This is a genomic window from Pseudomonas sp. PICF141 (assembly GCF_002286815.1).
Taxonomy (GTDB): domain Bacteria; phylum Pseudomonadota; class Gammaproteobacteria; order Pseudomonadales; family Pseudomonadaceae; genus Aquipseudomonas.
Map to the genome: position 1 here is coordinate 21,651 of NZ_MUNM01000052.1, position 25,627 is coordinate 47,277.

General features: G+C 59.5%; 27 protein-coding genes. 19 read left to right on the plus strand and 8 right to left on the minus strand.

Annotated elements, in window-relative coordinates:
- The first annotated feature begins 287 nt into the window (after positions 1–287).
- The 3 genes from galU (at position 288) to rfaH (ending at position 2,132) form a co-directional block, all read left to right on the plus strand.
- Positions 288–1,121: a UTP--glucose-1-phosphate uridylyltransferase GalU gene (gene galU, locus BZL43_RS14275; RefSeq protein ID WP_095632899.1), complete on the plus strand. Its 834-nt coding sequence runs from the start codon at positions 288–290 to the stop codon at positions 1,119–1,121.
- A 76-nt stretch (positions 1,122–1,197) separates the two neighbouring features.
- Positions 1,198–1,629, plus strand: a complete 432-nt coding sequence (locus tag BZL43_RS14280; RefSeq protein ID WP_095632900.1) for a phosphomannomutase — start codon at positions 1,198–1,200, stop codon at positions 1,627–1,629.
- Positions 1,626–2,132, plus strand: a complete 507-nt coding sequence (rfaH, locus tag BZL43_RS14285) for a transcription/translation regulatory transformer protein RfaH (protein WP_095632901.1) — start codon at positions 1,626–1,628, stop codon at positions 2,130–2,132. The genes BZL43_RS14280 and rfaH overlap by 4 nt, the downstream gene beginning before the upstream one ends.
- Before the next feature lie 53 nt (positions 2,133–2,185).
- On the opposite strand, the gene BZL43_RS14290 is transcribed toward rfaH, so the two are convergent.
- Positions 2,186–3,022: an undecaprenyl-diphosphate phosphatase gene (locus tag BZL43_RS14290; protein ID WP_095632902.1), complete on the minus strand. Its 837-nt coding sequence runs from the start codon at positions 3,020–3,022 to the stop codon at positions 2,186–2,188.
- A 335-nt stretch (positions 3,023–3,357) separates the two neighbouring features.
- Here BZL43_RS14290 and BZL43_RS14295 point away from each other — a divergent pair, with 335 nt between their 5' ends.
- Positions 3,358–3,768 (plus strand): hypothetical protein, encoded by a 411-nt coding sequence (locus BZL43_RS14295; protein WP_095632903.1) that lies wholly within the window; start codon positions 3,358–3,360, stop codon positions 3,766–3,768.
- Here BZL43_RS14295 and BZL43_RS14300 read toward each other — a convergent pair.
- The 6 genes from BZL43_RS14300 to BZL43_RS14325 all read right to left on the minus strand — a co-directional run bounded on the left by BZL43_RS14300 (position 3,762) and on the right by BZL43_RS14325 (position 9,161).
- Positions 3,762–4,664, minus strand: coding sequence for a universal stress protein (locus BZL43_RS14300; RefSeq protein ID WP_095632904.1), 903 nt, complete (start codon positions 4,662–4,664; stop codon positions 3,762–3,764). The genes BZL43_RS14295 and BZL43_RS14300 overlap by 7 nt on opposite strands.
- 202 nt (positions 4,665–4,866) lie before the next feature.
- A complete protein-coding gene (locus BZL43_RS14305; protein WP_095632905.1) occupies positions 4,867–5,466 on the minus strand; it encodes a serine protease in 600 nt (199 codons plus the stop codon).
- A gap of 338 nt (positions 5,467–5,804) precedes the next feature.
- Positions 5,805–7,025 carry an organoarsenical effux MFS transporter ArsJ gene (gene arsJ / locus BZL43_RS14310; RefSeq protein ID WP_095632906.1) on the minus strand — a complete coding sequence of 407 codons (1,221 nt, stop codon included), beginning with the start codon at positions 7,023–7,025 and terminating at the stop codon, positions 5,805–5,807.
- Positions 7,026–7,034: 9 nt separating this feature from the next.
- Positions 7,035–8,039 carry an ArsJ-associated glyceraldehyde-3-phosphate dehydrogenase gene (locus BZL43_RS14315; protein WP_095632907.1) on the minus strand — a complete coding sequence of 335 codons (1,005 nt, stop codon included), beginning with the start codon at positions 8,037–8,039 and terminating at the stop codon, positions 7,035–7,037.
- A gap of 10 nt (positions 8,040–8,049) precedes the next feature.
- Entirely contained in the window at positions 8,050–8,766 is a 717-nt protein-coding gene (arsH, locus tag BZL43_RS14320; RefSeq protein ID WP_095632908.1) for an arsenical resistance protein ArsH, read from the minus strand.
- Positions 8,767–8,798: 32 nt separating this feature from the next.
- Positions 8,799–9,161, minus strand: coding sequence for a metalloregulator ArsR/SmtB family transcription factor (locus BZL43_RS14325; RefSeq protein ID WP_095632909.1), 363 nt, complete (start codon positions 9,159–9,161; stop codon positions 8,799–8,801).
- Positions 9,162–9,321: 160 nt separating this feature from the next.
- Between BZL43_RS14325 and BZL43_RS14330 the strand changes: the two genes are divergently transcribed.
- The 3 genes from BZL43_RS14330 to BZL43_RS14340 all read left to right on the plus strand — a co-directional run bounded on the left by BZL43_RS14330 (position 9,322) and on the right by BZL43_RS14340 (position 12,497).
- Positions 9,322–11,445 (plus strand): TonB-dependent siderophore receptor, encoded by a 2,124-nt coding sequence (locus BZL43_RS14330; RefSeq protein ID WP_095632910.1) that lies wholly within the window; start codon positions 9,322–9,324, stop codon positions 11,443–11,445.
- Positions 11,446–11,698: 253 nt separating this feature from the next.
- Positions 11,699–11,962, plus strand: a complete 264-nt coding sequence (locus tag BZL43_RS14335) for a PepSY domain-containing protein (RefSeq protein ID WP_095632911.1) — start codon at positions 11,699–11,701, stop codon at positions 11,960–11,962.
- Positions 11,963–11,969: 7 nt separating this feature from the next.
- Positions 11,970–12,497 (plus strand): cytochrome b/b6 domain-containing protein, encoded by a 528-nt coding sequence (locus BZL43_RS14340; protein ID WP_095632912.1) that lies wholly within the window; start codon positions 11,970–11,972, stop codon positions 12,495–12,497.
- Positions 12,498–12,560: 63 nt separating this feature from the next.
- On the opposite strand, the gene BZL43_RS14345 is transcribed toward BZL43_RS14340, so the two are convergent.
- Positions 12,561–14,237: an MFS transporter gene (locus tag BZL43_RS14345; RefSeq protein ID WP_095632913.1), complete on the minus strand. Its 1,677-nt coding sequence runs from the start codon at positions 14,235–14,237 to the stop codon at positions 12,561–12,563.
- A gap of 326 nt (positions 14,238–14,563) precedes the next feature.
- Between BZL43_RS14345 and BZL43_RS14350 the strand changes: the two genes are divergently transcribed.
- The 12 genes from BZL43_RS14350 (at position 14,564) to BZL43_RS14415 (ending at position 25,575) form a co-directional block, all read left to right on the plus strand.
- On the plus strand, positions 14,564–15,235 hold the full coding sequence (locus tag BZL43_RS14350) for a GntR family transcriptional regulator (RefSeq protein WP_095632914.1): 672 nt from the start codon (positions 14,564–14,566) through the stop codon (positions 15,233–15,235).
- 114 nt (positions 15,236–15,349) lie between these two features.
- Positions 15,350–16,282 (plus strand): 4-hydroxyproline epimerase, encoded by a 933-nt coding sequence (locus BZL43_RS14355; RefSeq protein ID WP_095632915.1) that lies wholly within the window; start codon positions 15,350–15,352, stop codon positions 16,280–16,282.
- A complete protein-coding gene (locus tag BZL43_RS14360) occupies positions 16,279–17,394 on the plus strand; it encodes an FAD-binding oxidoreductase (protein WP_095632916.1) in 1,116 nt (371 codons plus the stop codon). Before BZL43_RS14355 ends, BZL43_RS14360 begins: the two co-directional genes overlap by 4 nt.
- Positions 17,387–17,623 (plus strand): (2Fe-2S)-binding protein, encoded by a 237-nt coding sequence (locus BZL43_RS14365; RefSeq protein ID WP_095632917.1) that lies wholly within the window; start codon positions 17,387–17,389, stop codon positions 17,621–17,623. Before BZL43_RS14360 ends, BZL43_RS14365 begins: the two co-directional genes overlap by 8 nt.
- Positions 17,620–18,876 carry an FAD/NAD(P)-binding oxidoreductase gene (locus tag BZL43_RS14370; RefSeq protein ID WP_095632953.1) on the plus strand — a complete coding sequence of 419 codons (1,257 nt, stop codon included), beginning with the start codon at positions 17,620–17,622 and terminating at the stop codon, positions 18,874–18,876. The genes BZL43_RS14365 and BZL43_RS14370 overlap by 4 nt, the downstream gene beginning before the upstream one ends.
- Before the next feature lie 71 nt (positions 18,877–18,947).
- Complete coding sequence (locus BZL43_RS14375; RefSeq protein ID WP_095632918.1) at positions 18,948–19,697, plus strand: AraC family transcriptional regulator; 750 nt, start codon at positions 18,948–18,950, stop codon at positions 19,695–19,697.
- Between the two features lie 459 nt (positions 19,698–20,156).
- Complete coding sequence (locus tag BZL43_RS14385; RefSeq protein WP_095632920.1) at positions 20,157–20,516, plus strand: DUF6124 family protein; 360 nt, start codon at positions 20,157–20,159, stop codon at positions 20,514–20,516.
- Positions 20,517–20,933: 417 nt separating this feature from the next.
- The gene (locus BZL43_RS14395; RefSeq protein ID WP_007903735.1) at positions 20,934–21,752 is read left to right on the plus strand and encodes a transporter substrate-binding domain-containing protein; all 819 of its coding nucleotides are present in this window, start codon (positions 20,934–20,936) and stop codon (positions 21,750–21,752) included.
- Between the two features lie 10 nt (positions 21,753–21,762).
- Entirely contained in the window at positions 21,763–23,541 is a 1,779-nt protein-coding gene (locus BZL43_RS14400; RefSeq protein ID WP_095632921.1) for an aconitase X, read from the plus strand.
- Entirely contained in the window at positions 23,534–24,199 is a 666-nt protein-coding gene (locus BZL43_RS14405) for an amino acid ABC transporter permease (protein WP_007903733.1), read from the plus strand. Before BZL43_RS14400 ends, BZL43_RS14405 begins: the two co-directional genes overlap by 8 nt.
- Positions 24,200–24,209: 10 nt before the next feature.
- On the plus strand, positions 24,210–24,860 hold the full coding sequence (locus BZL43_RS14410; protein ID WP_095632922.1) for an amino acid ABC transporter permease: 651 nt from the start codon (positions 24,210–24,212) through the stop codon (positions 24,858–24,860).
- A complete protein-coding gene (locus BZL43_RS14415) occupies positions 24,853–25,575 on the plus strand; it encodes an amino acid ABC transporter ATP-binding protein (protein WP_095632923.1) in 723 nt (240 codons plus the stop codon). Before BZL43_RS14410 ends, BZL43_RS14415 begins: the two co-directional genes overlap by 8 nt.
- Positions 25,576–25,627: the final 52 nt, after the last annotated feature.

The following is a 25,627-nucleotide window of genomic DNA, read 5'->3' on the forward strand; positions in this document are numbered from 1 at the left end:
AGGTAAAGAGATGCCTTGGGCAATAACTTTGTTTACAGCGGGTTGCATCAGGAGCATGCCGTGGAACAACCAGGCATGCTCGCCTATCAACCGACCGCACGATTTTCTCTGCCTGCGCCTCGCTTAACCATGGCGTACAGAGTTTTCACAGCCCCTGCAGGGTTGCGAATATTTTTCTCGAGTGATCGGGCCATTTAGAGCCCGCACTCTTCAGCGTGCTGGTTCCGACATTGAGTCGAACCTTTCCTACTGCCATTACCCATCTGTCTACTGTCAAGGACGCTTCCATGATTCGTAAATGCCTATTCCCTGCTGCCGGCTATGGGACCCGTTTTTTGCCCGCCACCAAGGCGATGCCGAAGGAGATGCTGCCGATCGTCAATAAGCCGCTGATCCAGTACGCCGTCGAGGAAGCGCGCGATGCCGGCCTGCAACATATGGCCATTGTCACTGGCCGGGGCAAACGAGCACTGGAGGATCATTTCGATGTCAGCTTCGAGCTCGAACACCAGATTCGTGGCACTGATAAGGAGCGATTCCTGGAAGGCACTCGTGAGCTGATCGATAACTGTACTTTTTCCTATACCCGCCAAGTAGAGATGAAGGGCCTGGGTCACGCCATTCTCAGCGGTCGTTCGCTGATCGGTGATGAGCCATTCGCCGTGGTGCTGGCCGATGACCTGTGCCTGAACCTTGAGGGCGATGGCGTGCTGGCGCAAATGCTCAAGCTCTACGAACAGTTCCGTTGCTCGATCGTGGCGATCCAGGAAGTGCCCCGTGAGCAGACGCAAAAGTACGGCGTGATTGCCGGCGAGCTGATTCGCGAAGGTATTTACCGGGTCAACAGCATGGTCGAAAAACCCCGCCCGGAAGACGCCCCGTCCAACCTGGCCATTATTGGTCGGTACATTCTGACCCCCGATATCTTTGACCTGATCGCCGACACCGAGCCTGGCAAGGGCGGTGAAATCCAGATCACCGACGCCTTGATGAAGCAGGCCCAGAACGGTTGCGTGCTGGCTTACAAATTCGAGGGACAACGCTTCGATTGCGGCGGCGCCGAAGGTTACATCGAAGCGACCAACTTCTGTTTCGAGCACCTGCACAAGAACACCTTTTGACGGCGCTGAACCCTGACAATCGTGTGCGTTATCGAATTGATTTTTTGGTCTTTATTACCCTATGGACGAAGCCTCTATGAAGACATTGAGCGGTTTCAAGGCAGATGACAGTCGCCGCCCGTATGGCGCTGACCTTAAGAACAACCTCGCGTACCTCATCGTGCGTGCCTATGCATCGGAGCTGATTTTTGCGCGGGTGCAGAAACAGCCGGTGCTGCTGGTGGAACGCATCGGTGCCTTCCCCTCTTCCGGGGAAATCCGCCGTCGTGTCAAGGATGGGCCGGCGTTGATGGCGAGCATCAGGCAACGTTATGCCGCCGATGCCCTCGACATAGACGAGAGTGATGGGCTGAACCTGGTCTTTACCGACTGGCGTCTCAGCTTGCGTCTTCTGGAGGATGGTTGCGTGACATGCCTGACCGTGGAAAGCCGCGGCGACAGCTCGTTCATGCAGCACAAAACCGCCGAGGTGCTGAAGCACATCGACGCCGAGAGGGCATTCAAATGAACGCGATTGCAGAGCACGCCGCCAAAGCCTGGTATCTGCTTCAGTGCAAGCCCAAACAGGATGAGCGCGCCCAAGAGCATTTACAGCGTCAGGGCTACGCCTGTTTTCGTTCGACCTACCGGCGTGAGCGCGTTTTGCGCGGGCAGCGTCGGGTGATCAGCGAGTCGTTGTTTCCGGGCTATCTGTTTATCCAACTGAGCCTTCAGGACAGCTGGGGCCCGCTGCGCTCGACCCGTGGCGTTTCGCGAGTGGTCGGGTTCGGCGGTCAGCCATTGCCGATCCGCGATGCGCTGATCGACGAGCTCCAGGAGCAAGACGGTCAGGCGATTGTCACAACGTTGTTAAGGCATGGAGATACGGTGCGCATCACTGAAGGCCCGTTCTCTGATCTTGAGGCGGTGTTCCTGGCCATGGACGGCGAGGAACGGGTGCTGTTGATGATGAATTTCCTGCAACGTGAACAGCGCATCAGCCTGCCATTGGCTGGGGTTAACAAGATTTAGATACGGGCCTTGAGTCAAAAAAACTGTGGCGAGCAACCTTGCTCGCCACAGACCTACGCCCCTGTCGAGAGATGATTCCAGTCGATCCAACCCAAAAACCATGTCGCCAGAATCAGCAAACCGAATGCAATCCGGTACCAGGCGAACACCGCATAACTATGATTGGCGATGAACTTGAGCAAACCGCGCACAGCAATCATCGCAAAGAGGAATGCGGCAACAAACCCCAAGGCAAACACCGGCAAGTCTGCAGCCTGGAACAGGTCGCGGTACTTATAGCCCGAGTACACTGCGGCCCCCACCATCGTCGGCATTGCCAGGAAGAATGAAAACTCGGTAGCCGTCTTGCGTGACAGGCCAAACAGCAACCCGCCGATAATGGTCGAACCCGAGCGCGAAGTGCCGGGAATCATTGCCAGGCACTGTGCGCATCCGACTTTCAAGGCATCGGTCCAGCGCATCTCGTCCACGTGATCGATAACCACCACATGCTCGCGTTGCTCTGCCCACAACATGATGATGCCACCTGTCACCAGCGCCACGGCCACGGTGATCGGGTTGAAAAGATACTCATGGATTTTGTCGGCGAACATCACACCCAGCACAACCGCCGGCAAGAAACCGATCAATAAATTCAAGGTGAAACGTTGCGCATTGCGCTGGGTCGGCAAACCGGTAGTGATCTCCAGAATCTTGCGACGAAACTCCCAGACGACCGCCAGAATGGCCCCCAACTGAATGATGATATTGAACGCCATGGCTCGCTCTCCGCCGAAATCGAGCAAGTCCGCGGCAATGATCTGATGACCGGTACTGGAGATGGGCAAAAACTCTGTAAGCCCTTCAACCAATCCTAGAATCGATACTTGCGTGGTGGTCCAGAAGTCCATTAATCCCCCGTTAAACCCTTTCGGCTGAAAGGTCTGTTGATGATGCCGAACATTTGATTCTGGTCGCGCTTAAACCTGTCGGACCAGCGGAGGATTAAAGCGCACTCTCTGCCCGCTTGAGCTAAACGTTATAAAACGTCCATGTCGCAGCGCCGGGAGCCGCGCTCCTGAAATGCCCTTCGATCCGAGGATCGCCTGTAAATGAAATTCTTTGCAGAATCGGCACTTGTATATCGCAAATTCATGGATGCCACTCATCGTCGGATCGTTGACGTTTAGGCTTGGGGCGCGCGCAATGTTCTACCCAAAAATGATCGCCCAAGAGAACATTTCATATGGCAAAGATCATAGTGCTCGCCGGTGACTTCCCGCAGTGCGACGGGGAATATCACCTTGGAACCATCACCCTCAAAACCTCCCTCAAGCCCCGGGTTGGAACCAGCTTCCCGGTCTCGGAGTTCAAGGAACTGACCGTTCAGAACACTGATTCCAACAAAAATATAAAGAGCGCCATCGGCCTGGGACTCGCAGGTGCCATGTTGCTCGGTCCCGTCGGCGCCATTGCCGGCTACCTGCTCGCCGGAAAAAATACCGAAGTGACTTTTATGGCCACCTTGAAGGACGGCGAAAAGCTGCTCGCGGCGACTGACAGTGACACCTTCCAGGATATCTCGGCGCGCGCCCTGAAAAAATCCCGCGCGGGCCGCCGAGGTTCCAGCTCATCTCACAACGAATCCATTCATTGATCCGCTTGCCCGGCGACGGCGAGAATGTTGCAGGGCACCCGATACAGAACATGCTCCGTGGTACTGCCCACCCATTTTTCCAGCCCCTTGCGGTGCGCATTGCCCATGACGATCACGTCGGCCCGGTGATGCGCTGCAAAGTCGGCGAGTGCCTTGCCTGGCGGCCCTGCAACGAAGTGTTGCCGTTCGGCGGGCACGCCGTAATGATCGGCCAATGCCATGAATGACTTATGCAACGACTTGCGCAGGTCGCTGTTGAAGCCGGGCATCGTCACTGCACCCGCGCCCGCATCGGATATATGCGTCTGCGATAGATCGTAGGCATACAGCAGATGCATTTCTGCATGGCATTGGATTGCCAATTCGTTCGCTGCCTGGATGATCAGGTCGTTGATTCCAGTGATCTGAGTCTCTGGATGCGACGGATCGACAGCCGCCACGATCACCCGCGGAAGTGGGCAACTGACTTCACTGACCAGATGAACAGGCACCGGACATTCGCGCAGCAGATGCCAATCCAGAGGCGTAATGAAAACGCGCTTGAGCGCCGACTCATGCTGCACATCCTTGATGACCAGATCCGCCTGCGTTGTTGTCACGTGCTGAAGGATCTCTTGCAGCGCGTCGCGAGTGAACAGCACCTCGGTACTCAGGTTGATCCCGCGTCCACGAATCAGATCGGCTTCATCCTTGAGCCATTTTTCGTTCTCTTGCTGGCAAGCCTCACGAAACCGCGCACTGGCGTGGATCAGACCCAGGATGTTGAAATCTTCGATGAACACCGTGATATGCAGCGCTGCGCCCGTGGCTTCGGCAATGGCGACGGCTCGCTGCAGCGCCGGCGTGTGACGCATGGTGGGGCCGGCTATTAGAAAGAGTCGTTGATACTGGCTCATGTCATACCTCCAAACGTTCTGGGATATCTGCTCGCGCCCCCAGTCTCTTGTCTGTCGCACCGCCAGCGATCTGCTATCGCGTCAATAACCCGGATGCGACACAATCAATATACGCCTGGATTCAACTAACCCGCCAAGAGGTGGTTCATCGTAACCCCTACGATGAACCCATCCCGACGGCTAGTTGATTGACGATGCTACGTTACTTCTTTGCATACTGCGCGCCATGTGGATCATTAAGCTTGACTTGCATCAGCTGCCATTCACGCTGAATAGTCGCATAAGGGATAAAGATGCTGACCCGCTGAGCGCCCTTTAACCCAGGGTGAAAACTGACGTCATTAAGCGTCGTGGAGAAAAAACCGACATTGATGCCGACAATGTTGCCGTCACTGCCAATAACGGGACCACCCGACATCCCTTTAATCATCGGGGCGTCATGGATGGAATAGCGTTCGCCGCTGCCTTCATCACTGTTGATGAAAGGCGCCGGGTACACTTTGCCTTGCCCGGTGACGGTGGTCATGTAGGGGCTCGCGCCCACGGCAGTGATGTGTTCACCCACACGCGGTTCGCGCCATGACGGGTAGCGGCCGTCGGCCTTGTGCTGGATGAAAACCAGGTCGCAACCAGTGCTGCAGGTGTATTTCACGTTGCGAACGAGAGGGGTGTGACGCGTGGTGACGGCATAGTCTTCGTTCCATTGCACAGCCGAGGCCATGTACAGATAAGGCAAAGGAAAGCCCGAGAAGACGGAAAAATATGAGTCATTGGCAGGCCCCGACAAGTCGGGCTTTACCATACCGTTGCATCCTGCAATACCAGCTCCTATTAAAAAGTAGGTCATGATTTTAATCATGATGATCACCGACTTATAAGGAGGATTTGATTTTTATTGTGGCGATTTTTTTAATTGTCTGGCTTTTGTTCTTCCTCGCAGCCTGCTCCGGTGCGTTTATTTATGGCTGAAGTTGTAAAGAATGCGTACAACTAAATTGTGCTAAGACTAATTACTTTTCGATCCATATACAAAGTTGCAAATATTTGACGCCTGAAAAATGACACAGCGACAAATAAAAACAGGAATCAAAGTTTAAAACCTCAACTAAAAAAGAGTAAAAAAGCCGTCATTAGAGCAACTTAACGCGCGTCGGCATGCCTCGGTAACGCCATAGAAATCATGGCCGCGAAAATAACAAATGCGCTGGATATCCCTAAACATGCCTCCAGCCCGAAAGCCTGATAAACCCAGCCGGAGAGCACGGTGCCGATCAGCCGCCCCATGGCGTTGGACATGTAGTAAAACCCCACGTCCAGCGACACGCCGTCTTCCTTGGCATAGGACACGATCAAATAGCTGTGCAGCGAGGAGTTCACCGCGAACAGCGCCCCAAAAACCATCAACCCGCCTAACAGCACCGCCTGCTGCGAAAACCCGGTGTTCAGCCCCAGAGCGATTGCCGCGGGCAGGCCTGCCAGAGCAAGCGCCCACAGAAACGCAGCGCGGCCATCCGGGACATGCCCCCGCTTCTTTCCGGTGATTCGCGGCGCGAACGATTGCACGATACCGTAGCCGATCACCCAGGTCGCAAGGAATCCACCGACCTTCCAGAAATCCCAGCCGAAGACGCTGCTCAGGTACACCGGCAACGCCACGACAAACCAGACATCGCGGGCGCCAAACAGGAACATCCGCGCCGCCGACAGAATGTTGATGGCCCGGCTCTTGGACAGGATGTCACGAAACCTGGGCTTGGCTTTGGCCTTGCCCAGATCCTTTTTCAACAGGATCAAGCTGCTGACCCAGATCAGCGCCAGCACCGCCGCCATGGCCAGCAATGCCCCTTTGAACCCGATCAGGGCAAGCAATGCCCCGCCAAGAAAGAAACCGACGCCCTTGAGTGCATTCTTCGAGCCGGTGAGGATGGCAATCCATTGGTAAAGCTTGCCCTGTTGCCCATCGGGCACTAACAGCTTGATCGAGCTTTTGGCGCTCATCTTGTTCAGGTCCTTGGCGATCCCCGACAGCGCCTGCGCACCCATCACCCAAGGAATCGTCAGCCAGGCCACGGGCACCGTCAGCATCAACAGCGCCACAACCTGCATCCCCAGCCCGATGTTCATGGTCCGGTTCAGGCCCAGTCGAGCGCCGAGATAACCGCCCAGCAGATTGGTGATCACGCCAAAGAGTTCATAGAACAGAAACAACGCCGCGATTTGCAGCGGGCTGTAGCCCAACGTGTGAAAGTGCAACACCACCAACATGCGCAAAGCACCATCGGTGAGGGTGAAGGCCCAGTAATTGCCTGTCACGAGCAAGTACTGCCGCACTTGAGGCGTGAGGGCTGACAACGCTTTCATCACCGCTCCTTAAACGGCCAGGCCGACCATTCTGGCCAGTTCGACGGTGCGATTCGCGTAACCCCATTCATTGTCGTACCAGGCATAGACTTTGACCTGGGTGCCGTTGACGACCATGGTCGACAGCGCATCGATGATTGATGAACGTGGATCGGTGCGGTAGTCGATGGACACCAGCGGACGCTCCTCGAAACCGAGAATGTCTTTCAGTTCGTTCTCGGACGCGTTCTTGAGGAACTGATTCACTTCTTCGACGGTGGTAGCGCGCTCGACTTCAAAGACACAATCGGTCAGCGAAGCGTTGGCCAACGGTACGCGCACGGCATGGCCATTGAGACGCCCGCGCAGTTCCGGGAAAATTTCGGCAATCGCGGTGGCCGAACCAGTGCTGGTCGGGATCAAACTCATGCCCGACGCACGGGCGCGACGCAGATCCTTGTGTGGCTGATCGAGGATGCTCTGAGTGTTGGTCAAGTCGTGGATGGTGGTGATCGAACCGTGGCGAATGCCCAGTTTTTCGTGGATCACCTTCACCACAGGCGCCAGGCAGTTGGTGGTGCATGACGCGGCGGTGACAATACGATGTTCCGCCGGGTTGAACAGCTGATGGTTGACGCCCATGACGATGTTCAGCGCGCCCTTTTCCTTCACCGGAGCGCTGACCACCACACGTTTCACGCCTTGGTCCAGGTAAGCCTGAAGCACCGCGACGGTCTTCATCTTGCCGCTGGCTTCGATCACCAGGTCGCAGCCCGACCAATCGGTGTCGGCGATCGCCTTGTTGGCCGTTACCTTGATTCGCTTGCCTTCGATGACGACGCAATCACCTTCGGCGTCCGCCTGATAATTCCAACGGCCATGCACCGAGTCGAAGTTCAGCAGGTGCGCATGCGTCAGCGCATTGCCAGCCGGGTCGTTGATCTGCACGAATTCAAACTCTGGCCAGCTCCAGGCTGCTCGCAGTGCGAGGCGACCGATGCGGCCAAAACCATTGATGCCCACTTTGATCGTCATGTTTCCTCCTTCAAATAGAGCGCTGATTGACACGTTTCATGAGGGCTTGCGCCGATTCCTTGCGTTCGGAATATCGATCGACCAGATAGTCCTGACGGTCGCGCAGCAACAAGGTGAATTTCACCAGCTCTTCCATCACATCCACGACACGGTCGTAGAACGGCGAAGGTTTCATCCGGCCGTTATCGTCGAATTCCAGATAGGCCTTCGGCACGGAGGATTGGTTGGGAATGGTGAACATGCGCATCCAGCGCCCCAGCACCCGCAACTGATTGACGACGTTGAACGACTGCGAGCCGCCGCACACTTGCATCACGGCGAGGGTCTTGCCCTGGGTCGGACGTATGGCGCCCATCGCGAGCGGCACCCAGTCGATCTGCGCCTTGAACACTGCACTCATCGAACCGTGACGTTCGGGTGAACACCAGACCTGCCCTTCCGACCACATCATCAATTCGCGCAGCGCCTGCACCCGTGGGTGATCGTCGCCGGCATCATCAGGCAGCGGCAAACCAGACGGATCGAAAACCCGTGTCTCGGCACCGAAATGCTCTAGCAAACGGGCAGCCTCTTCGACCAGCAAGCGACTGAAGGAGCGCTCACGGGTCGATCCGTACAGCAGCAAAATGCGCGGTTTGTGGCTGGAAGTGTGTTCGATGCCGAGCTTGTCGGTCGACGGGAGATCAACCAGTTCGGTATCGAGATGGGGCATGTGGTCATCGTGCATGGTCATTGTCCTGCGCAATAGCGCGTCTGAAATCATCGAGCCGGGCAGCAAGCCGCTGCGCGTTCGGGACGGTCACCCATTTGTTCAAGGCGTTTGGCATCCGGGCTCAACCAATGCCTGTTGGACTCAAGCACCACGCTCAGCACCTGATGCACCCAGCCCGGAAGATTGGGGTGCAGTCGGTAGTAAACCCATTGGCCCTGCCGCCGGTCCGAGAGCAATCCGCAAGTGCGTAACTGCGCCAGGTGCCTGGAGACTTTGGGCTGGCTCTCATCCAACGCGCTCGTCAGCTCGCAGACGCACAGCTCTCCCTCATGGGCGATGAGCAACATCATGCGGACCCGGTTGTCGTCAGCCAGGCATTTGAAAACAGTGGTCGGCGTCAGGTCAGCCATTGGGTTTCTCTGCGACGGGCGCTCATATGCGGTTTGGCGAATATACGTTTTTCCGCATGTGAAATTCAACGGCCAATGTGTCGACTCCGTCTGTGAATGATATTTATTTACTTACAAAAGATAATCGTTATCATTCACGCGATAATTAAAAAAGGAGCTCATGGTGGCTTTACCGCGCATTCACCCCGCCTCTCTCTCACTGTTGGGGCTTTTTGCAGTACCTGATTTGCAAGCACAAACCCAATCGACATTGGCCCTGCCTGCAACCGCTGTGACCAGTGATTACAGCGAGCAGAGCTATCGGCCGACCGACAGCCGCAGTGCGCTGAAGATCGACGCCCCGCTGCGGGATATCCCGCAAACGGTGAACGTGATCCCCCAGAGCGTGATCAAGGATCAAGGCGCGCAGTCGATGGAAGACGTGTTGAAAAACGTCCCCGGCGTCGGTCTTTCCAATGGCGATGGCCAACGCGACCAAGTCACCATTCGCGGCTTCAGTGCCATCGGCGACATGTACGTCGACGGCGTTCGTGACGACGCGCTGTATTTCCGCGATCTGTCCAACGTCGAGCGCGTGGAAGTGATCAAGGGGCCGGCAGCGGTGCTCTATGGCCGTGGATCATCCGGTGGCCTGATCAACAGCATCAGCAAGAAACCCAATTTCACTCCCAAGCAAGAGGTGGGTGTCAGCGTCGACAGCGAAGGTAAAAAGCGCACGCAGTTCGACGCCGGCTGGGCCGATCAGCAGCAAAACGACAAGGCGTTCCGGGTGACCGGCGCGCTGGAGAACAGCGACACCTTCCGCGATGACGGCTATATCGATCGCAAGGCCATTGCACCTTCGGCTTACTTCAAACTCTCCGACGATCTTGAGTTGAACCTGGGGGCCACGTACCTCTACGACAAACGCTTGATCGATTTCGGCATTCCCGCGCGGGGCGATCGCCCGGTCGATGTGGATCGCGACAAGCGCTTCGGTTCCGCCGACCCGGATGACGATTACACCCGCAGCGAAGTGTTTTCGTTCACGGCGGGCGTCGACTATCGCATCAACGACGATTTCACCCTGAGCAACACCAGCCGCTATTACCACTACGATCTGGATCGCAACAACACACTTGCCGACTCCAGCCCGACACGTTTCGTCACCGCCCCCAACGGCGAATTGCTGGTCAAACTCAATCGCGGCAACGTGCAGCGCAAGGAAGACGGCTGGTTCAACCAGACCGAACTGAAACAACAGGCCACGCTGGCCGGGATGAACCACAACCTTCTTTATGGCGTTGAACTGGGACGTCAGGTCAAGGACCAATCGGTCTTCAGCCAAAGCAACGTGGCGCGGGTTCCGGTGTACCGCGATGGCTTGGTCGACGTGCCGTTCCAGGCCAACCGACAAACCGCCAAGGGCACCACCACCCAGGACACGGCCGGTTTTTACGTCCAGGATCTGATTGAACTGACCCCACACTGGAAAGCCCTGTTGGGCGTGCGCTATGACGTGTTCGATCAGGAGTATTCGGATGACCTGACGGGTGCCTCAATGTCCCGAACCGACAACACCTGGAGCCCGCGCGCAGGCCTGGTCTATCAGCCTGATCAGGTTCAGTCCTACTACATTTCGGTGAGTCGCTCCTACCAACCTTCCTCCGAAGTCTTTGCCCTGAGCACTACCAACCAGGACCTTGAACCAGAGCAAACCACCAACTACGAGATCGGCGGCAAGTGGGACCTGCTCGACAATCGCCTGGCGTTGACAGCGGCGCTGTTCCGGCTGGAACGCACCAACATGAAAACGACCGATCCGGCGAACCCGACCAAACTGGTCCTGGCTGGCGAGCAGCGCACCGACGGTCTTGAATTGACCGCCAGCGGGCAGTTGAGTGACAAGTGGCAGGTCTATGCCGGCTATGCCTATCTGGATGCCGAGATCACCAAGTCCAACAGCCGAACCAATGGCGTTGCCAACGAAGGCCAGACACCCACGTTGACCCCGCGTCACAGCGCCAACCTCTGGCTGGTGCGCTCGCTGACCAACACCTGGCGCGTAGGCATGGGGGCGAACTATGTCGATGACCGTTACACCGCCCTGGATAACCGGGTGGTCATGCCCGCTTACACCACCTTCGACGCGGCGTTGCTCTACAACCTGCCGAAATGGGACATGGCGCTGCGCTTGCGTAACGTCTTCGACAAGGACTATTACGCCTCGGCCCATGGCTCGGTGGACCTGATCACTCCCGGAGCACCACGCACGCTGGAGCTGAGCACCAACTACCGGTTCTGAGTGAAAATTTGAAATCCAATACCACAATGCCGGTCAGTTAAGTGCGGACATGTAGGAGCCAGGCTTGCCGGCGAAGGCGTTCTGAAGGACGCCTTCGCCGGCAAGCCTGGCTCCTACAGCGGTTCAAACGCCAGGGCGTTTGTTTGCAACCCCCAACACAGTGACAACGATTCAAAGCTCGACTAACCTTCAGCGCGCACAGCGTGATGAGAATCTCTCGCGTTGTCAGACAACAATATTCAGAGGAAAACCCATGCGTAAACTTCTGTTGCTCTCGCTTCTTGCCGCCTCCCCCGTAGCCTTCGCCGGCCCTCAATGCACTACCACCGACAAGGCCCAATGGCAGGATCAGGCCAAATTTCAGGAAGAGCTCAAGGCCAAGGGCTATGACATCAAGAAATTCAAGGTCACGAGCGGCAATTGCTACGAGATCTACGGCTGGGACAAAGACAAGCGCAAAGTCGAGATCTACTTCGACCCGGTCACCGGAAAAGTCGTGAAAGAAGAGATCGAATAGGCCCTCTGTGAACGCTGAAACCCTGCGCCTCTGGGACCCGCTCGTACGCATTTGCCACTGGTCCCTGGTGGTTGTCTTCATCAGCGACTACTTCCTCAATGAGGAAGGTGACAGCTGGCATCGCTGGCTCGGCTATTACGCCGTGGCTGTCGTGCTGGTGCGTGTGGTGTGGGGGTTCATCGGCCCGCCCTCGGCGCGCTGGTCAGACTTCTGGCCGACGCCGACGCGGGTCGTTCAGCATGGCCGGGCGCTGTTTTCCGGCAAGGGCTATCACCGCATGGGGCATTCGCCCATCGGTGCACTGGTGATGGTCCTCATGCTGCTGTTGATGACGGGTCTTGGTATCAGCGGCTTCTTGATGGAAGAAGTGGACTATTTCTGGGGCGAAGACTGGCTGCGTGATGTTCACGAGTTGATGGCCGATACACTGCTCGCATTGGTTTGCGTGCATATCGTCGCGGCGTTGGTGGAGAGCGTGCGCCTGCGTGAAAACCTGCCCCTGTCGATGATCACCGGCCATCGGCGTAAGCGCTAGCGCTCAAAGCCTGCTGATACTGCACGTTGCCCTCCCCCTTGCGGGAAAGGGCAAGTGCCAATCCTAGGTGTGATGAATTTCCCGATCCTTGGTTTCCGGCAGAAAGAACGTGCCGAGAATGGCCGTCATCACAGCGATGACGATGGGGTACCACAACCCGTAATAGATATCCCCCGTGGCCGCGACCATCGCGAATGCCACCGTGGGCAGAAAGCCGCCGAACCAGCCATTGCCGATGTGATAGGGCAACGACATCGAGGTATAACGGATGCGCGCCGGGAAGAGCTCCACCAGCCAGGCGGCGATCGGGCCGTAAACCATGGTGACGTAAATCACCAGAATGGTCAGGAGCAGCAGCACCATCGGATAGTTGGTCTTCGCCGGGTCGGCCTTCTCGGGGTAACCGGCGTCCTTGAGGGCGGTGCCCAAGGTAGCGACGAAGGCATCGTTGCGGGCCTTGAAATCCGCCGCCGGCATGCCAGTGCCCTCGAAACTCGGGATCACCTTGCCGCCGATGCGCACCTGCGCGACAGTGCCCGGCTCGGCCTTTTCGTTATTGTAGGGAATGGCTTTTTTCGCCAGTACGGTTTTGGCGAGGTCGCAGGAGCTGGTGAATTTGGCCTTGCCCACCGGGTCGAACTGGAACGAGCACTGGCCGGGGTCGGCGACCACGGTCACCGGGTTTTTCGCCTGCGCGGCGAATACGTCGGGGTTGCCGTACTGGGTCAACGCCTTGAAGATCGGAAAGTACGTCAGCGCCGCGAGGATGCAGCCCGCCATGATGATGCCTTTGCGGCCGATACGATCGGACAGGCTGCCGAATACGATGAAGAACGGCGTGCCGATCAGCAGCGAGCCGGCAATCAGGAAGTTGGCAGTCTGCGGGTCAATCTTCAGCGTCTGCAGCAAGAAGAACAGCGCATAGAACTGCCCGGTATACCAGACCACGGCTTGGCCGGCGGTACCGCCAAGCAACGCCATGATCACTATCTTGAGGTTTTCCCAGCGGGCGAAGGATTCGGTCAGCGGCGCCTTGGAAGACTTGCCTTCCGCCTTCATCTTCAAGAACACCGGCGACTCGCTGAGTTGCAAGCGGATGTATACCGAGATGATCAACAACAGAATCGACAGCAGGAAGGGAATCCGCCAGCCCCAGGCCTCGAACGCTTCGGTGCCGAGAATGGTTCGACAGGCGAGGATCACCAGCAGTGAAAGAAACAGGCCGAGGGTCGCGGTGGTCTGGATCCACGAGGTGAAGTAGCCGCGTTTGCCTTTGGGCGCATGTTCGGCCACGTAGGTCGCCGCCCCGCCGTACTCACCGCCCAGGGCCAGGCCTTGCAACAGGCGCAGGGTGATCAGAATGATCGGCGCCGCCACGCCGATGGTCGCATAGCCGGGCAAGAAGCCCACGACGGCGGTGGAGACACCCATGATGACAATAGTGATGAGGAAGGTGTGCTTGCGCCCGATCATGTCACCCAGTCGACCGAATACGACGGCGCCGAAGGGGCGTACGGCAAAGCCCGCGGCGAACGCGAGCAGCGCAAAGATGAAGGACGTTGTCTCATTGACGCCAGCAAAGAAGTGCTTGGCGATGATCGCGGCGAGGGAGCCGTAAAGGTAAAAGTCATACCACTCGAACACAGTGCCCAGGGACGAGGCGAAAATGACTTTGCGCTCCTCCCTGGTGATCCCGCGATTAGGCGCGCTGCCTGTGGTTGTATTGTCGATTGCGGCCATGATTCTTCTCCGTCTTGCTCTTGTTGTAGGCCGGAGTACCTCATTATTTTTTTACCGCACCCAGGCCCCAGGGCTGATGTCATCGGATCAAGGATTGCGCAAAGCATGGAAACAGGCTGACGGCCTCGCATCGCTGCAAGGTTTGTCTGAAGCATAATCGGCTTCGCGTAGATATCCACTCGGCCATCGTGCTCAAACCCGAACCCTCATTAGAAACGTCCGGCTGGTGCCTGCTGATGGCATTTTCGAGGCGACCATCGCCCGGAACTTCGCAGTGAAGGAATTTCGTATACCCTATCGCCATCTCACTCCAAACGACCGCTGCCGTGAACCTACCCAAACTCAACGCTCCCGACCTTGGCAACACCCCTTCGACCTCGGAAATCATCACCCGTCATCTGCGGGACGCGATCGTCGCCGGGCATTTCGCCGAAGATGAGCCGATTCGCCAGGACGACATCGCTCGCCAGTTCAACGTCAGCAAGATCCCGGTGCGCGAGGCCCTCAAGCGGCTGGAAGCCGAAGGGCTGGTGATGTTCCAGCGCAATCGCGGAGCGATGGTCACGCGGCTGTCCGATGCCGAACTGGCGCAGATGTTCGAAGTGCGGATGTTGCTCGAAGACAAGATACTGCGCCTGGCCATTCCCAACATGACCGAAGAAACCTTCGCCCGTGCCGAGCGCATCTGTCAGGAGTTCATCGGCGAGGACGACGTGGGCCGCTGGGCCGAACTCAATTGGGAGCTGCACGCTTGCCTCTACGAGCCGGCGCAACGGCCGTTCCTGGTCAGCCTGATCCGCTCGGTCAACGACAAGCTTGAGCGCTACCTGCGCATGCAAATGAGCCTGTCGGCCGGCAAGGAACGGGCTGATCACGAGCACCGTGAAATCATCAAAGCCTGTCGTGCCGGGGACGTGGATCTGGCGGTGAAGCTGCTGGACGAGCACATTGCCGGGGTCTGCAAAACGCTATTCGAACACCTGCCTCACACGCACTGAGCCTTCCGCTCGCTGTGCTGATTTCGTCATCGGCACAGGATAAATCCATCAAGCCGACACCCCGCTGCACAGGCCACTCTTTGGTTCACTCATCTGAACGGACGTGGCCCTCCCATGAAACGCATCACCGTGATCGACTCCCACACCGGCGGCGAACCGACCCGTCTGGTGACCGCCGGCTTTCCTGACCTGGGTACCGGCAGCATGGCCGAACGCCGCCAGCGGCTTGCCGAACATCACGATCAATGGCGCGCCGCCTGTGTGCTGGAACCCCGTGGCAGCGACGTGCTGGTGGGTGCCCTGCTCTGCGAGCCGGTCGACCCGAGCGCGTGTGCCGGGGTGATTTTCTTCAACAACACCGGTTACCTGGGCATGTGCGGCCACGGCACGATTGGCCTGGTGGCGTCGTTGGCGCATCTGGGCAGGATCAGCCCCGGCGTGCATCGCATCGAGACGCCGGTGGGTACGGTGCAGGCGACTTTGCACGACGACCATTCGGTGAGCGTACGCAATGTGCCGGCCTACCGTTACCGCAAGGCGCTGGTGTTGCAGGTGCCGGGAATCGGTCAGGTAATCGGCGATATCGCCTGGGGCGGCAACTGGTTTTTCCTGATCGCCGAGCATGGCCTGCGGGTGGCCAGCGACAACCTCGACGCGCTGACCGCTTACACCTACGCCGTGCAACAGGCGCTGGAGGCCCAGGGTATACGTGGCGAAGACGGCGGGCTGATCGACCATGTCGAGCTGTTCAGCGATGACGATCACGCCGACAGCCGCAATTTTGTCCTGTGCCCCGGCAAGGCGTACGACCGCTCACCGTGCGGCACTGGCACCAGTGCCAAACTGGCGTGCCTGGCCGCGGACGACAAGTTGCAACCCGGGCAGATCTGGCGCCAGGCCAGTGTCATCGGCAGTGAGTTCGAAGGCACTTACGAATGGCAGGGCGAACGCGTTGTGCCGACCATTCGCGGCCGTGCCTTTATCAGCGCCGAAGCCAGTCTGATCATCGAACAGGATGACCCGTTCGCCTGGGGCATTCGTCCATGAACGAGGGCCTTGTGGCCGATGTGATCGTGATCGGCGCCGGCATCATCGGCGCCGCCTGTGCCCAGGCGCTGGCCCGTCGTGGCTTGCAGGTGCTGGTGCTGGACGCCGGCCTGCACGGTGCGACGGCGGCGGGCATGGGCCATCTGCTGGTGCTCGACGACAACCCGGCCGAGCTGGCCCTGAGTCGATATTCCCTGCAACGCTGGCGCGCACTGGCGCCGGACCTGCCCGACGGCTGCGCCTACCGCAACAACGGCACGCTGTGGCTGGCGGCCAACGCCGAGGAAATGGCGGTCGCCCATGACAAATACCTGAACCTGCAAGCCCAGGGCGTGGCCTGCGAATTGATCAGCGCCAGTGCTTTGCGCCAGCGTGAACCGGAACTGCGCGAGGGGCTGGAAGGCGGTTTGTTGATCCATGGCGACGGCATTCTTTATGCGCCGGCGACAGCGAACTGGATGCTCGACACGCCGAACGTTCGTCAGCGCCGGGCGCGGGTCCGCGCGGTCGATGGCAACCGCGTTCGCCTCGATGACGGTCACTGGTTGAGTGCCGAAGCGGTGGTGTTGGCCAACGGTATTCAGGCCAACGAACTCTGCCCGGAGTTGCCCATCGAGCCGAAGAAAGGTCACCTGCTGATTACCGATCGCTATCCTCACACCGTCACCCACACGCTGGTGGAACTGGGTTACGTCACCAGCGCCCACAATGCCACGGGGCCATCGACCGCCTGCAATATTCAGCCGCGCCCCACCGGGCAATTGTTCATCGGTGCCTCGCGGCAATTCGGTACCACCGACCCGCAGGTCGAAAGCTGGATGCTGGCGAAAATGCTCAAGCGCGCCGCCGAGTACATGCCAGGGCTGGCCCGGCTCAACGGCATCCGCGCCTGGACCGGTTTTCGCGCCGCCAGCCCCGACGGCCTGCCGCTGGTGGGCCAACACCCGCAACGCCAAGGCTTGTGGCTGGCGGTGGGTCACGAAGGTTTGGGCGTCACCACGGCCCCCGGCACCGCCGACTTGCTGGTGGCGCAACTGTTCAACGAAACCCCGCCTCTGGCCGCACCACCTTATCTGCCCCAGCGTTTCCTTGGAGAACCTGCCTATGCCTGAATTGCTGCTGGACGGCCGCGCCTTGACGGTGGCCGAGGGCACCAGCGTCGCCGCGGCCTTGGCGTTGGGCAGCGACGGCTGCACGCGCAGGTCAGTCAGTGGCCAACGCCGCGCACCGCTGTGCGGCATGGGCATCTGCCAGGAGTGCCGAGTGACCATCGACGGCCGGCGACGCCTGGCCTGCCAGACTTTGTGCCGAGACGGCATGCAGGTGCAGACATGCTCATGAACGAATACGCCGACCTGCTGATCATTGGTGCCGGCCCCGCTGGCATGGCCGCCGCCCTGGCCGCCGGCCCCAGCGGCGCACGCATCGTCGTGCTCGACGACAACCCGCTGCCGGGCGGGCAAATCTGGCGTGACGGCCCTCAAGCCAACGTGCCCGATCAGGCCCGTCGCCTGTGTGAGCGTTTGCAGGCTTGCAGCAACATCCGCCGTCATGCCGGTACGCGGGTGATCGCCAGTCCCGGTCCGAAACAACTGTTGGTCGAAGATGATGACAACGGCTGGTTGATCAGCTACGACAAACTGATTCTGTGCACCGGCGCCCGCGAGCTGCTGCTGCCCTTCCCCGGCTGGACGTTGCCGGGGGTGACCGGGGCCGGTGGCTTGCAGGCGCTGATCAAGGCGGGTGTGCCGGTGCAAGGTGAGCGTGTGGTGATCGCCGGCAGCGGTCCACTTTTACTGGCGAGTGCCGCCACCGCGAAAAAACAGGGCGCCCAGGTACAACGCATCGCCGAGCAAGCCTCGCGCACCGCCGTCGCCGCTTTCGCCGCGCAACTGCCCCGCTGGCCCGCCAAATGGTTGCAATCGTTCAGCTTGCTCGACCGCCAATACCGCACCGCGACGCACGTGCTGGCCGCCCTTGGCACTGACCGACTGGAAGGCGTGCGCCTGCAACAACAAGGCAAAATCGTCGAACTGGCATGTGACCGGCTGGCCTGTGGTTTCGGCTTGATCCCGAACATTCAATTGGGCCAGGCACTGGGCTATGCCATTGAAGGTCAGGCGTTGGCGGTGGATGCCTGGCAAGCCAGCAGTCGCGCCGATCATTACGCGGCGGGTGAATGCACCGGGTTTGGGGGCAGTGAACTGGCGTTGGTTGAAGGTGCAATCGCCGGCCACGCAGCGGTCGGCGACCTGGAGGCGGCCCGGCAGTTGTGGCCACGCCGGGCACGCTGGCAGGGTTTCGCCAAGGCACTGAATCGGGCCTTCGCCCTCGCCCCGCCACTCAAGTCCCTGGCCCAGCCCGATACGCTGGTCTGCCGCTGCGAAGACGTGCCTTACGCCGCCTTGGCCGGGCACTCTGATTGGCGCGAAGCCAAGCTGGCCAGCCGCTGCGGCATGGGCGCCTGTCAGGGCCGGGTGTGTGGCGGCGCAGTGCAGCACCTGTTCGGTTGGCAACCGTCGGCGCCCCGCCCACCCTTCAGCCCGGCGCGAATCGAGACCTTGATGTGCCTGGACGACACCCCGCCGACCTGAAATGCCCTCGGGGGTTTCGGCCACGCTGTCGAGCCTCTATGATCCCGGGGTCGCCCTCAGACCCCAGCGCCATGTATCCCTCGCTCAGCACCTTCAAACCCTGCGACCTGCCAACGCTGCTCAACAGTCTGCAGCCGATTGCGCCGCTGCTCGATACCCTCTCGGATGTGGTGTTTTTCATCAAGGACAGCCAAGCGCGCTACGCCTTCGTCAACCAGACTTTGGCCCGGCGTTGCGGTTTCAAATGTCGCGAGGAACTGCTGGGGCTCACCGCCGACAGGGTCTTCCCGGAGCGCTTCGGTCCGCTGTATACCGAACAGGATCGACGGGTCCTGTCCAGCGGTCGCGAACTGTCTGACCAACTGGAGCTGCACCTGTATTACGGCAATCAGCCGATCTGGTGCCTGACCCACAAACTCGCCTTGCACGATGAGCAGGGTCAGATCGTTGGCCTGGCCGGGATCTCCCGCGACCTGCAATCCCCCCAGTCCAACCATCCCGCCTTCCAGAAACTTGCCGCCGTGGATGCGCACATCCGCAGTCACTTCGCCCGCGCCATCAGCCTCGCCGAACTGACCGCCATCGCCGGCTATTCCGTGGCGCAACTGGAGCGTCACTGCAAACGGGTTTTCCAGCTCACCCCACGGCAGATGATTCACAAGGCGCGCCTGGAAGAAGGTTCGCGGCTGTTACTGCACACCGACCTGCCCATCACCGAAATCGCCCTGCGCTGCGGTTATACCGACCACAGTGCTTTCAGCCGACAGTTTCGCGGGTTGACCAGCCTGTCACCGAGCCAGTTTCGGGATAATCAGCGCTAAGGATCGTTCCCACGCTCCGCGTGGGAATGCAGCCCGGGACGCTCCGCGTCCCTTCCAGAGCCGAACGCAGAGCGTCCGTTGAGGCATTCCCACACGGAGCGTGGGAACGATCAACAGGCGATGTTTAAACGACACTTCCAGACACTCACCCAGGCTACACATCCTTGCGCCGTTGCCTACGACTGCGCCAGAATCCGCCGGCTTGTGCGCCTTGGGGCCGGACTCTATCGTTTGCCTGTCGCTGAAAAACAGCGATCGGGTTTGGTAGCCCGGTTTTCTGGCGCATAGCGCAACCTAATACAGGGATTTTTTTGTCCTCTGTTTTTATGGTGGCCATGCGTAGGGCGCCCTTGGGCGCGCCGGGTTGCCAGATGACCGGTCTACCAACCTGCGTATGGCCGCCACCCATTCGTTTGGTAGCGAGGGTGATGGCTCCATTTATTATCTGGAGTTCCATCTATGTTCAAACCTACACCCAACCCACCTGAAACCGATCCTACATCCCCCTACGAATCCCTCGATTCGAAAAAACTCAATGAAGCCGCCGACCGCGCCCTCGATTACTACCTCAAACCGGACATCCCCAAAGACACCAAGCGCAAACCCAGCACCATTTACCATGTCGGCGCCGAGGTCGAAAACGAAACCCTGCTGGTCAACGCCTGCGAATCCCTGGCGTCAGCCAGCATGATGCTCAGCGAGTTCGCCGGGTTGATGGACATGCCACATCGCAACATGATGTTGGGGATTCAATCGGTGGTCATGCTCGGAGAGTTGGCAGTGAACCGGGTGCTGGATAACCTCGACCCGCGAGGCTAGCGAAGAACTGTGGCGAGGGGGCTTGTCGGAACGCCGCATCGCCCCGTTCGGCGGCGCAGCCGTCGTAAAACCGGCATATGCGGTGTACCTGAAAACATGCGGTTGCAGGTTTTGGGGTCGCTTCGCAACCCAACGGGGGCAAGCCCCCTCGCCACATGAAGTTGTTCAGGGCACGGGGTGGGTCGGTGTTCCTTAAAGGGGCGCCCCGCACACCTTTTGCTCCCATCTGTAACACCCGCCATTGCGGACCTCGACCCTCACGACACTACGCCTGACGCACCGCAACACCTCTACTTCAAGCCCTGACACTAAATTCTCACCTCTGCCTGGCAATAGGCACGTTGATTGCTATTGTTAATATCGTATACGAAATCCCCAATACGATATCCAACAGCACTTCACATCAACGAGGCCTCTATGAAAAACCCCGCATTTGCCGTAGCCCTCAGCGCTGTTCTCAGTACCTCCTTCATCGCCACCGCCCAGGCCGACAAGCTCGACGACATTATCGGTTCGGGCAAGCTGCGCTGCGCCGTGACCCTGGACTTCCCGCCCATGGGTTTTCGCGATGCCGGCAACAACCCGGCCGGTTTCGACGTGGACTACTGCCACGACCTGGCGAAAATCCTCGGGGTCGATGCCGAAGTGGTCGAGACGCCGTTCCCGGACCGCATTCCGGCGCTGGTTTCCGGACGGGCCGACGTGATCGTCGCCTCGACCTCCGACACACTCGAACGGGCCAAGACCGTCGGCCTCACCGTGCCTTACTTTGCCTTCCAGATGGTGGTGCTGACCCGCGACGACACCGGCATCAATAGCTTCGATGACCTCAAGGGCAAACCCGTCGGCAACACCAGCGGCACCTATGAAGCCATCGCTCTGGAGAAAGATGTGAAGAGCTGGGGCACCGGTACCTTCCGTGCCTATCAGTCGCAAAACGACACGTTGCTGGCTGTCGCCCAAGGCCATATCGCCGCCACCGTGGTCACCAACACCGTGGCGGCTGCCACTCTGAAATCCGGCAAATACAAAAACCTGAAAGTCGCCGGTAACGCGCCGTACGTGATCGACTACGTGTCCCTCGGCGCCAAGCGCAACGAGTATGGCCTGCTCAACTACCTCAACCTGTTCGTCAACCAGCAGGTGCGCACCGGCCGTTACAAGGAGCTGTTCGTCAAATGGGTCGGCACCGAAATTTCGCCGACCAACCTGACCGTGCCACAGGTCTACTACTAAGGTGTCCGGCATGCCTAGGCTCACTTCTCTGACCGGTCGCAGCCTGGTCGCGGGCACCGCCGAGGGTGCCCTGCTGTTCGCCGATATCGGGTTGAGTTTCTGGGGCGGGGTCGATCCGTATAGCGGCGAGATCATTGACCGTCACCACCCACTCAGCGGCGAAAACCTGGCCGGCCGCGTGTTGGCCATCCCCAGCGGTCGCGGCTCGTGCACCGGCAGCAGCGTGTTGATGGAACTGATCAGCAACGGTCACGCACCGGCGGCATTGGTGCTGGCCGAACCCGATGAAATCCTGACCCTGGGCGTGCTCGTGGCACAGACCATTTTCGAGCGTTCCCTGCCGGTGCTGTGCATCGGCCGGGAGGCCTTCGCCGCCCTGCGCGGCAAGGCCTTCGCTCGGATAGAAGACGCAACATTGAGTCTGTTCGAATACCTGCCAAACGATGCTTGGCAGGCAATCGACAGCCCACCGCAACCTGCAGAAACCAGCGCCTCGATCGAACTCACCCAACACGACCGGGCATTGCTCGACGGTCAGCATGGCAAAGCCGCGCAGGTGGCGATGCAGATCGTCCTGCGCATGGCCGAACTGCAAGGTGCCCGCCATCTGGTGGATGTCACCCAGGCGCACATCGACGGCTGCATCTACACGGGACCGGCGAGCCTGCGTTTTGCCCGGCAATTTGTGCAATGGGGGGCAAAAGTGCGAGTGCCCACCACCCTCAATTCGATTTCCGTGGACCAGCGTCGTTGGCGCGAATTGGGCATCGACCCGGCCCTTGGCGAACCGGCCAGTGCCTTGGGCGATGCCTATATGGCGATGGGCGCACAGCTGAGTTTCACCTGCGCGCCCTACTTGCTCGACAGCGCGCCGAAGGCTGGCGAACAGATCGTCTGGGCCGAATCCAACGCAGTGGTTTACGCCAACAGCGTGCTCGGCGCACGTACCCTCAAATACCCGGACTACCTGGACATCTGCATCGCCCTGACCGGCCGTGCCCCGTTGATCGGCTGCCATCTGGACGCGCAACGCAAGGCCGGCCTGCAAGTCGAGTTACCCGCCCTGGATGAACTGGATGACGCGTTCTATCCGCTGCTCGGTTACCACATCGGCGCGCTGGCGGGCAGCCGGATTCCACTGGTACGCGGGTTGGAAAACCGCCAGCCGAGCCTGGACGATCTCAAAGCGTTCGGCGCGGCATTTGCCACCACGTCCGCCGCGCCCCTGTTCCATATCGCCGGGATAACCCCGGAGGCCATCGACCCGTCGCAAGTGCTGGATACGGATAAACCGTTACCGGTGGAACGCATCCTCTTGAAGGATCTGCTGCTCAGTTGGCGTGAACTCAACAGTGCCCGCGACAGCCGGGTGGATGTGGTCTCCCTGGGCAACCCGCATTTCTCCCTCAGCGAATTTGCCCACCTCGCGCGGTTGTGCCTGGGTCGGCATAAACATCCTGATGTGGTCCTCGCCATTACCTGCGGCCGCGCCGTGCTGGAGCAGGCTCGCGACGCCGGGCATGTCGCCGTGATCGAAGCTTTTGGCGCGACCCTGGTCACCGATACCTGCTGGTGCATGCTCGGCGAGCCGGTGATCCCGCTGGCCGCAAAAACCTTGATGACCAACTCCGGCAAGTACGCCCATTACGCACCCGGCCTGGTGGGCCGCAAGGTGCATTTCGCCGGCCTAGCCGAATGCGTCGATGCCGCCTGCAAGGGCACCGCCAGCGGGCGCCTGCCGGCGTGGTTACAACCTGCCGCCTTACTGGAGAGCCCTGCGCATGTTTGATTACAGCTTCCAATGGCGCTCAGCGCTGCGTGCCCTGCCGGACATGCTTGCCGGTGCCCTGGTCACCTTCGAGACCGCAGCACTGTCGATGATCTTCGGCGTGCTGATTGCCCTGGCCCTGACCGTGATGCGCGAAAGCAAGAACCCGCTGCTGCGCGGCATCGGCAACGGCTGGGTATCGATTGCGCGCAACACCCCGTCGCTGTTCCAGATCTACGTCCTCTACTTCGGCCTCGGCTCGCTGGGCCTGCACGTCAGTTCATGGCTCGCCCTGCTGGCCGGGATCACCTTCAACAATGCCGGGTATCTGGCGGAGAACTTTCGCGGTGGCCTCAAGGCCGTACCGGACACTCAAGTGCGCGCCGCACGTTCGCTGGGCATGAGTGCCTTTCAGGCCTACCGCATGATCATCGTGCCGCAGTTGCTGCGGATCGTCTTTTACCCGCTGACGAATCAAATGGTCTGGGCGGTGCTGATGACGTCGCTGGGGGTGATTGTCGGGCTGAACAATGACCTGACCGGCGTGACCCAGGATTACAACGTCAAAACGTTCCGCACCTTCGAGTTCTTCGCCATCGCAGCGGTGCTGTATTACCTGATTGCCAAGGCGATCGTCGCGGCAGCCCGGCTGATGGCCTGGCGGTTGTTCCGTTACTGAGGAGCTGTCCATGTTTGCCACCGGTTTTTCCTCCAATGACCTGTTGTTCCTGCTCAATGGCGCCTGGGTCACGCTGCAACTGACGTTCTGGTCGATCCTGCTCGGCTCCCTGGCCGGCTTGCTCTTCGGTCTGCTGCGAGCCTTGCTGCCTCGGGCCAGTTTGCCCCTGGCTTGGGTGCTGGACGTGTTTCGCAGCGTGCCGTTGCTGATCCAGTTCGTACTGTTCAACTCGCTCAAAAGCATCGTCGGCTTGAACATCAGCGCCTTCAGCGTCGGCTGCATCGTGCTGGGGGTTTACGCCGCCGCGTACTTCACCGAGATCGTGCGCGCTGGCGTGTTGTCGGTGCCGTTCACTTTACGTCGGGCCAGTCGTTCACTGGGCCTGAGCTTCCTGCAGGACCTGCGCTGGATCGTCCTGCCGATGGCCACGCGGGTGGCTTTTCCGGGCTGGCTGAACCTGGTGCTCGGGGTGATGAAAGACACCGCGCTGGTGATGTGGATCGGCATCGTCGAACTGCTGCGCGCCTCGCAAACCATCGTCACCCGCATCCAGGAACCGTTGCTGGTGCTGTGCATCGCGGGCCTTATTTACTACGTCATGAGCCTGGTGGTCGCACGCCTGGGCGCTCGTCTGGAAAGAAGGTGGCAAGAAAATGATTGAGATCGACAACGTACATAAATCCTTCGGCGATCTCGCCGTGGTCAAGGGGGTCAGCCTGACGGTGAACAAGGGCGAGGTGGTGTCGATCATCGGCGGCTCGGGCTCCGGCAAATCGACCCTGCTGATGTGCATCAACGGCCTGGAACCGATCCAGAAAGGCAACATCCGCGTCGACGGTGTCGAGGTCCATGACCGCGCCACCGACCTCAATCGCTTGCGGCAGAAAATCGGCATCGTGTTCCAGCAATGGAACGCCTTCCCGCACCTGACGGTGCTGGAAAACGTGATGCTCGCGCCACGCAAAGTGCTGGGCAAAAGCAAGCGCGACGCTGAAGAGCTAGCGGTGCAGCAACTGACCCACGTGGGCCTTGGCGACAAGCTCAAGACCTTCCCGGGCAAGTTGTCCGGCGGCCAGCAGCAGCGCATGGCGATTGCCCGCGCCTTGGCCATGTCGCCGGACTACATGCTGTTCGACGAAGCCACCTCGGCGCTCGACCCGCAATTGGTCGGTGAGGTGCTGGACACCATGCGCATGCTTGCCGAAGACGGCATGACCATGGTGCTGGTGACCCACGAAATCCGCTTTGCCCGCGATGTCTCCGACCGCGTGGCGTTCTTTCGCAATGGGCTGGTGCATGAGATTGGCTCGCCGGATCAGGTAATTGGGAATCCGGTGCATGCGGAGACTGCGGCGTTTCTGAAGTCAGTGAAATAACGACTGCCCCATCGCGGGCAAGCCCGTTCCCACAGGGCTGGGTGATGCACAC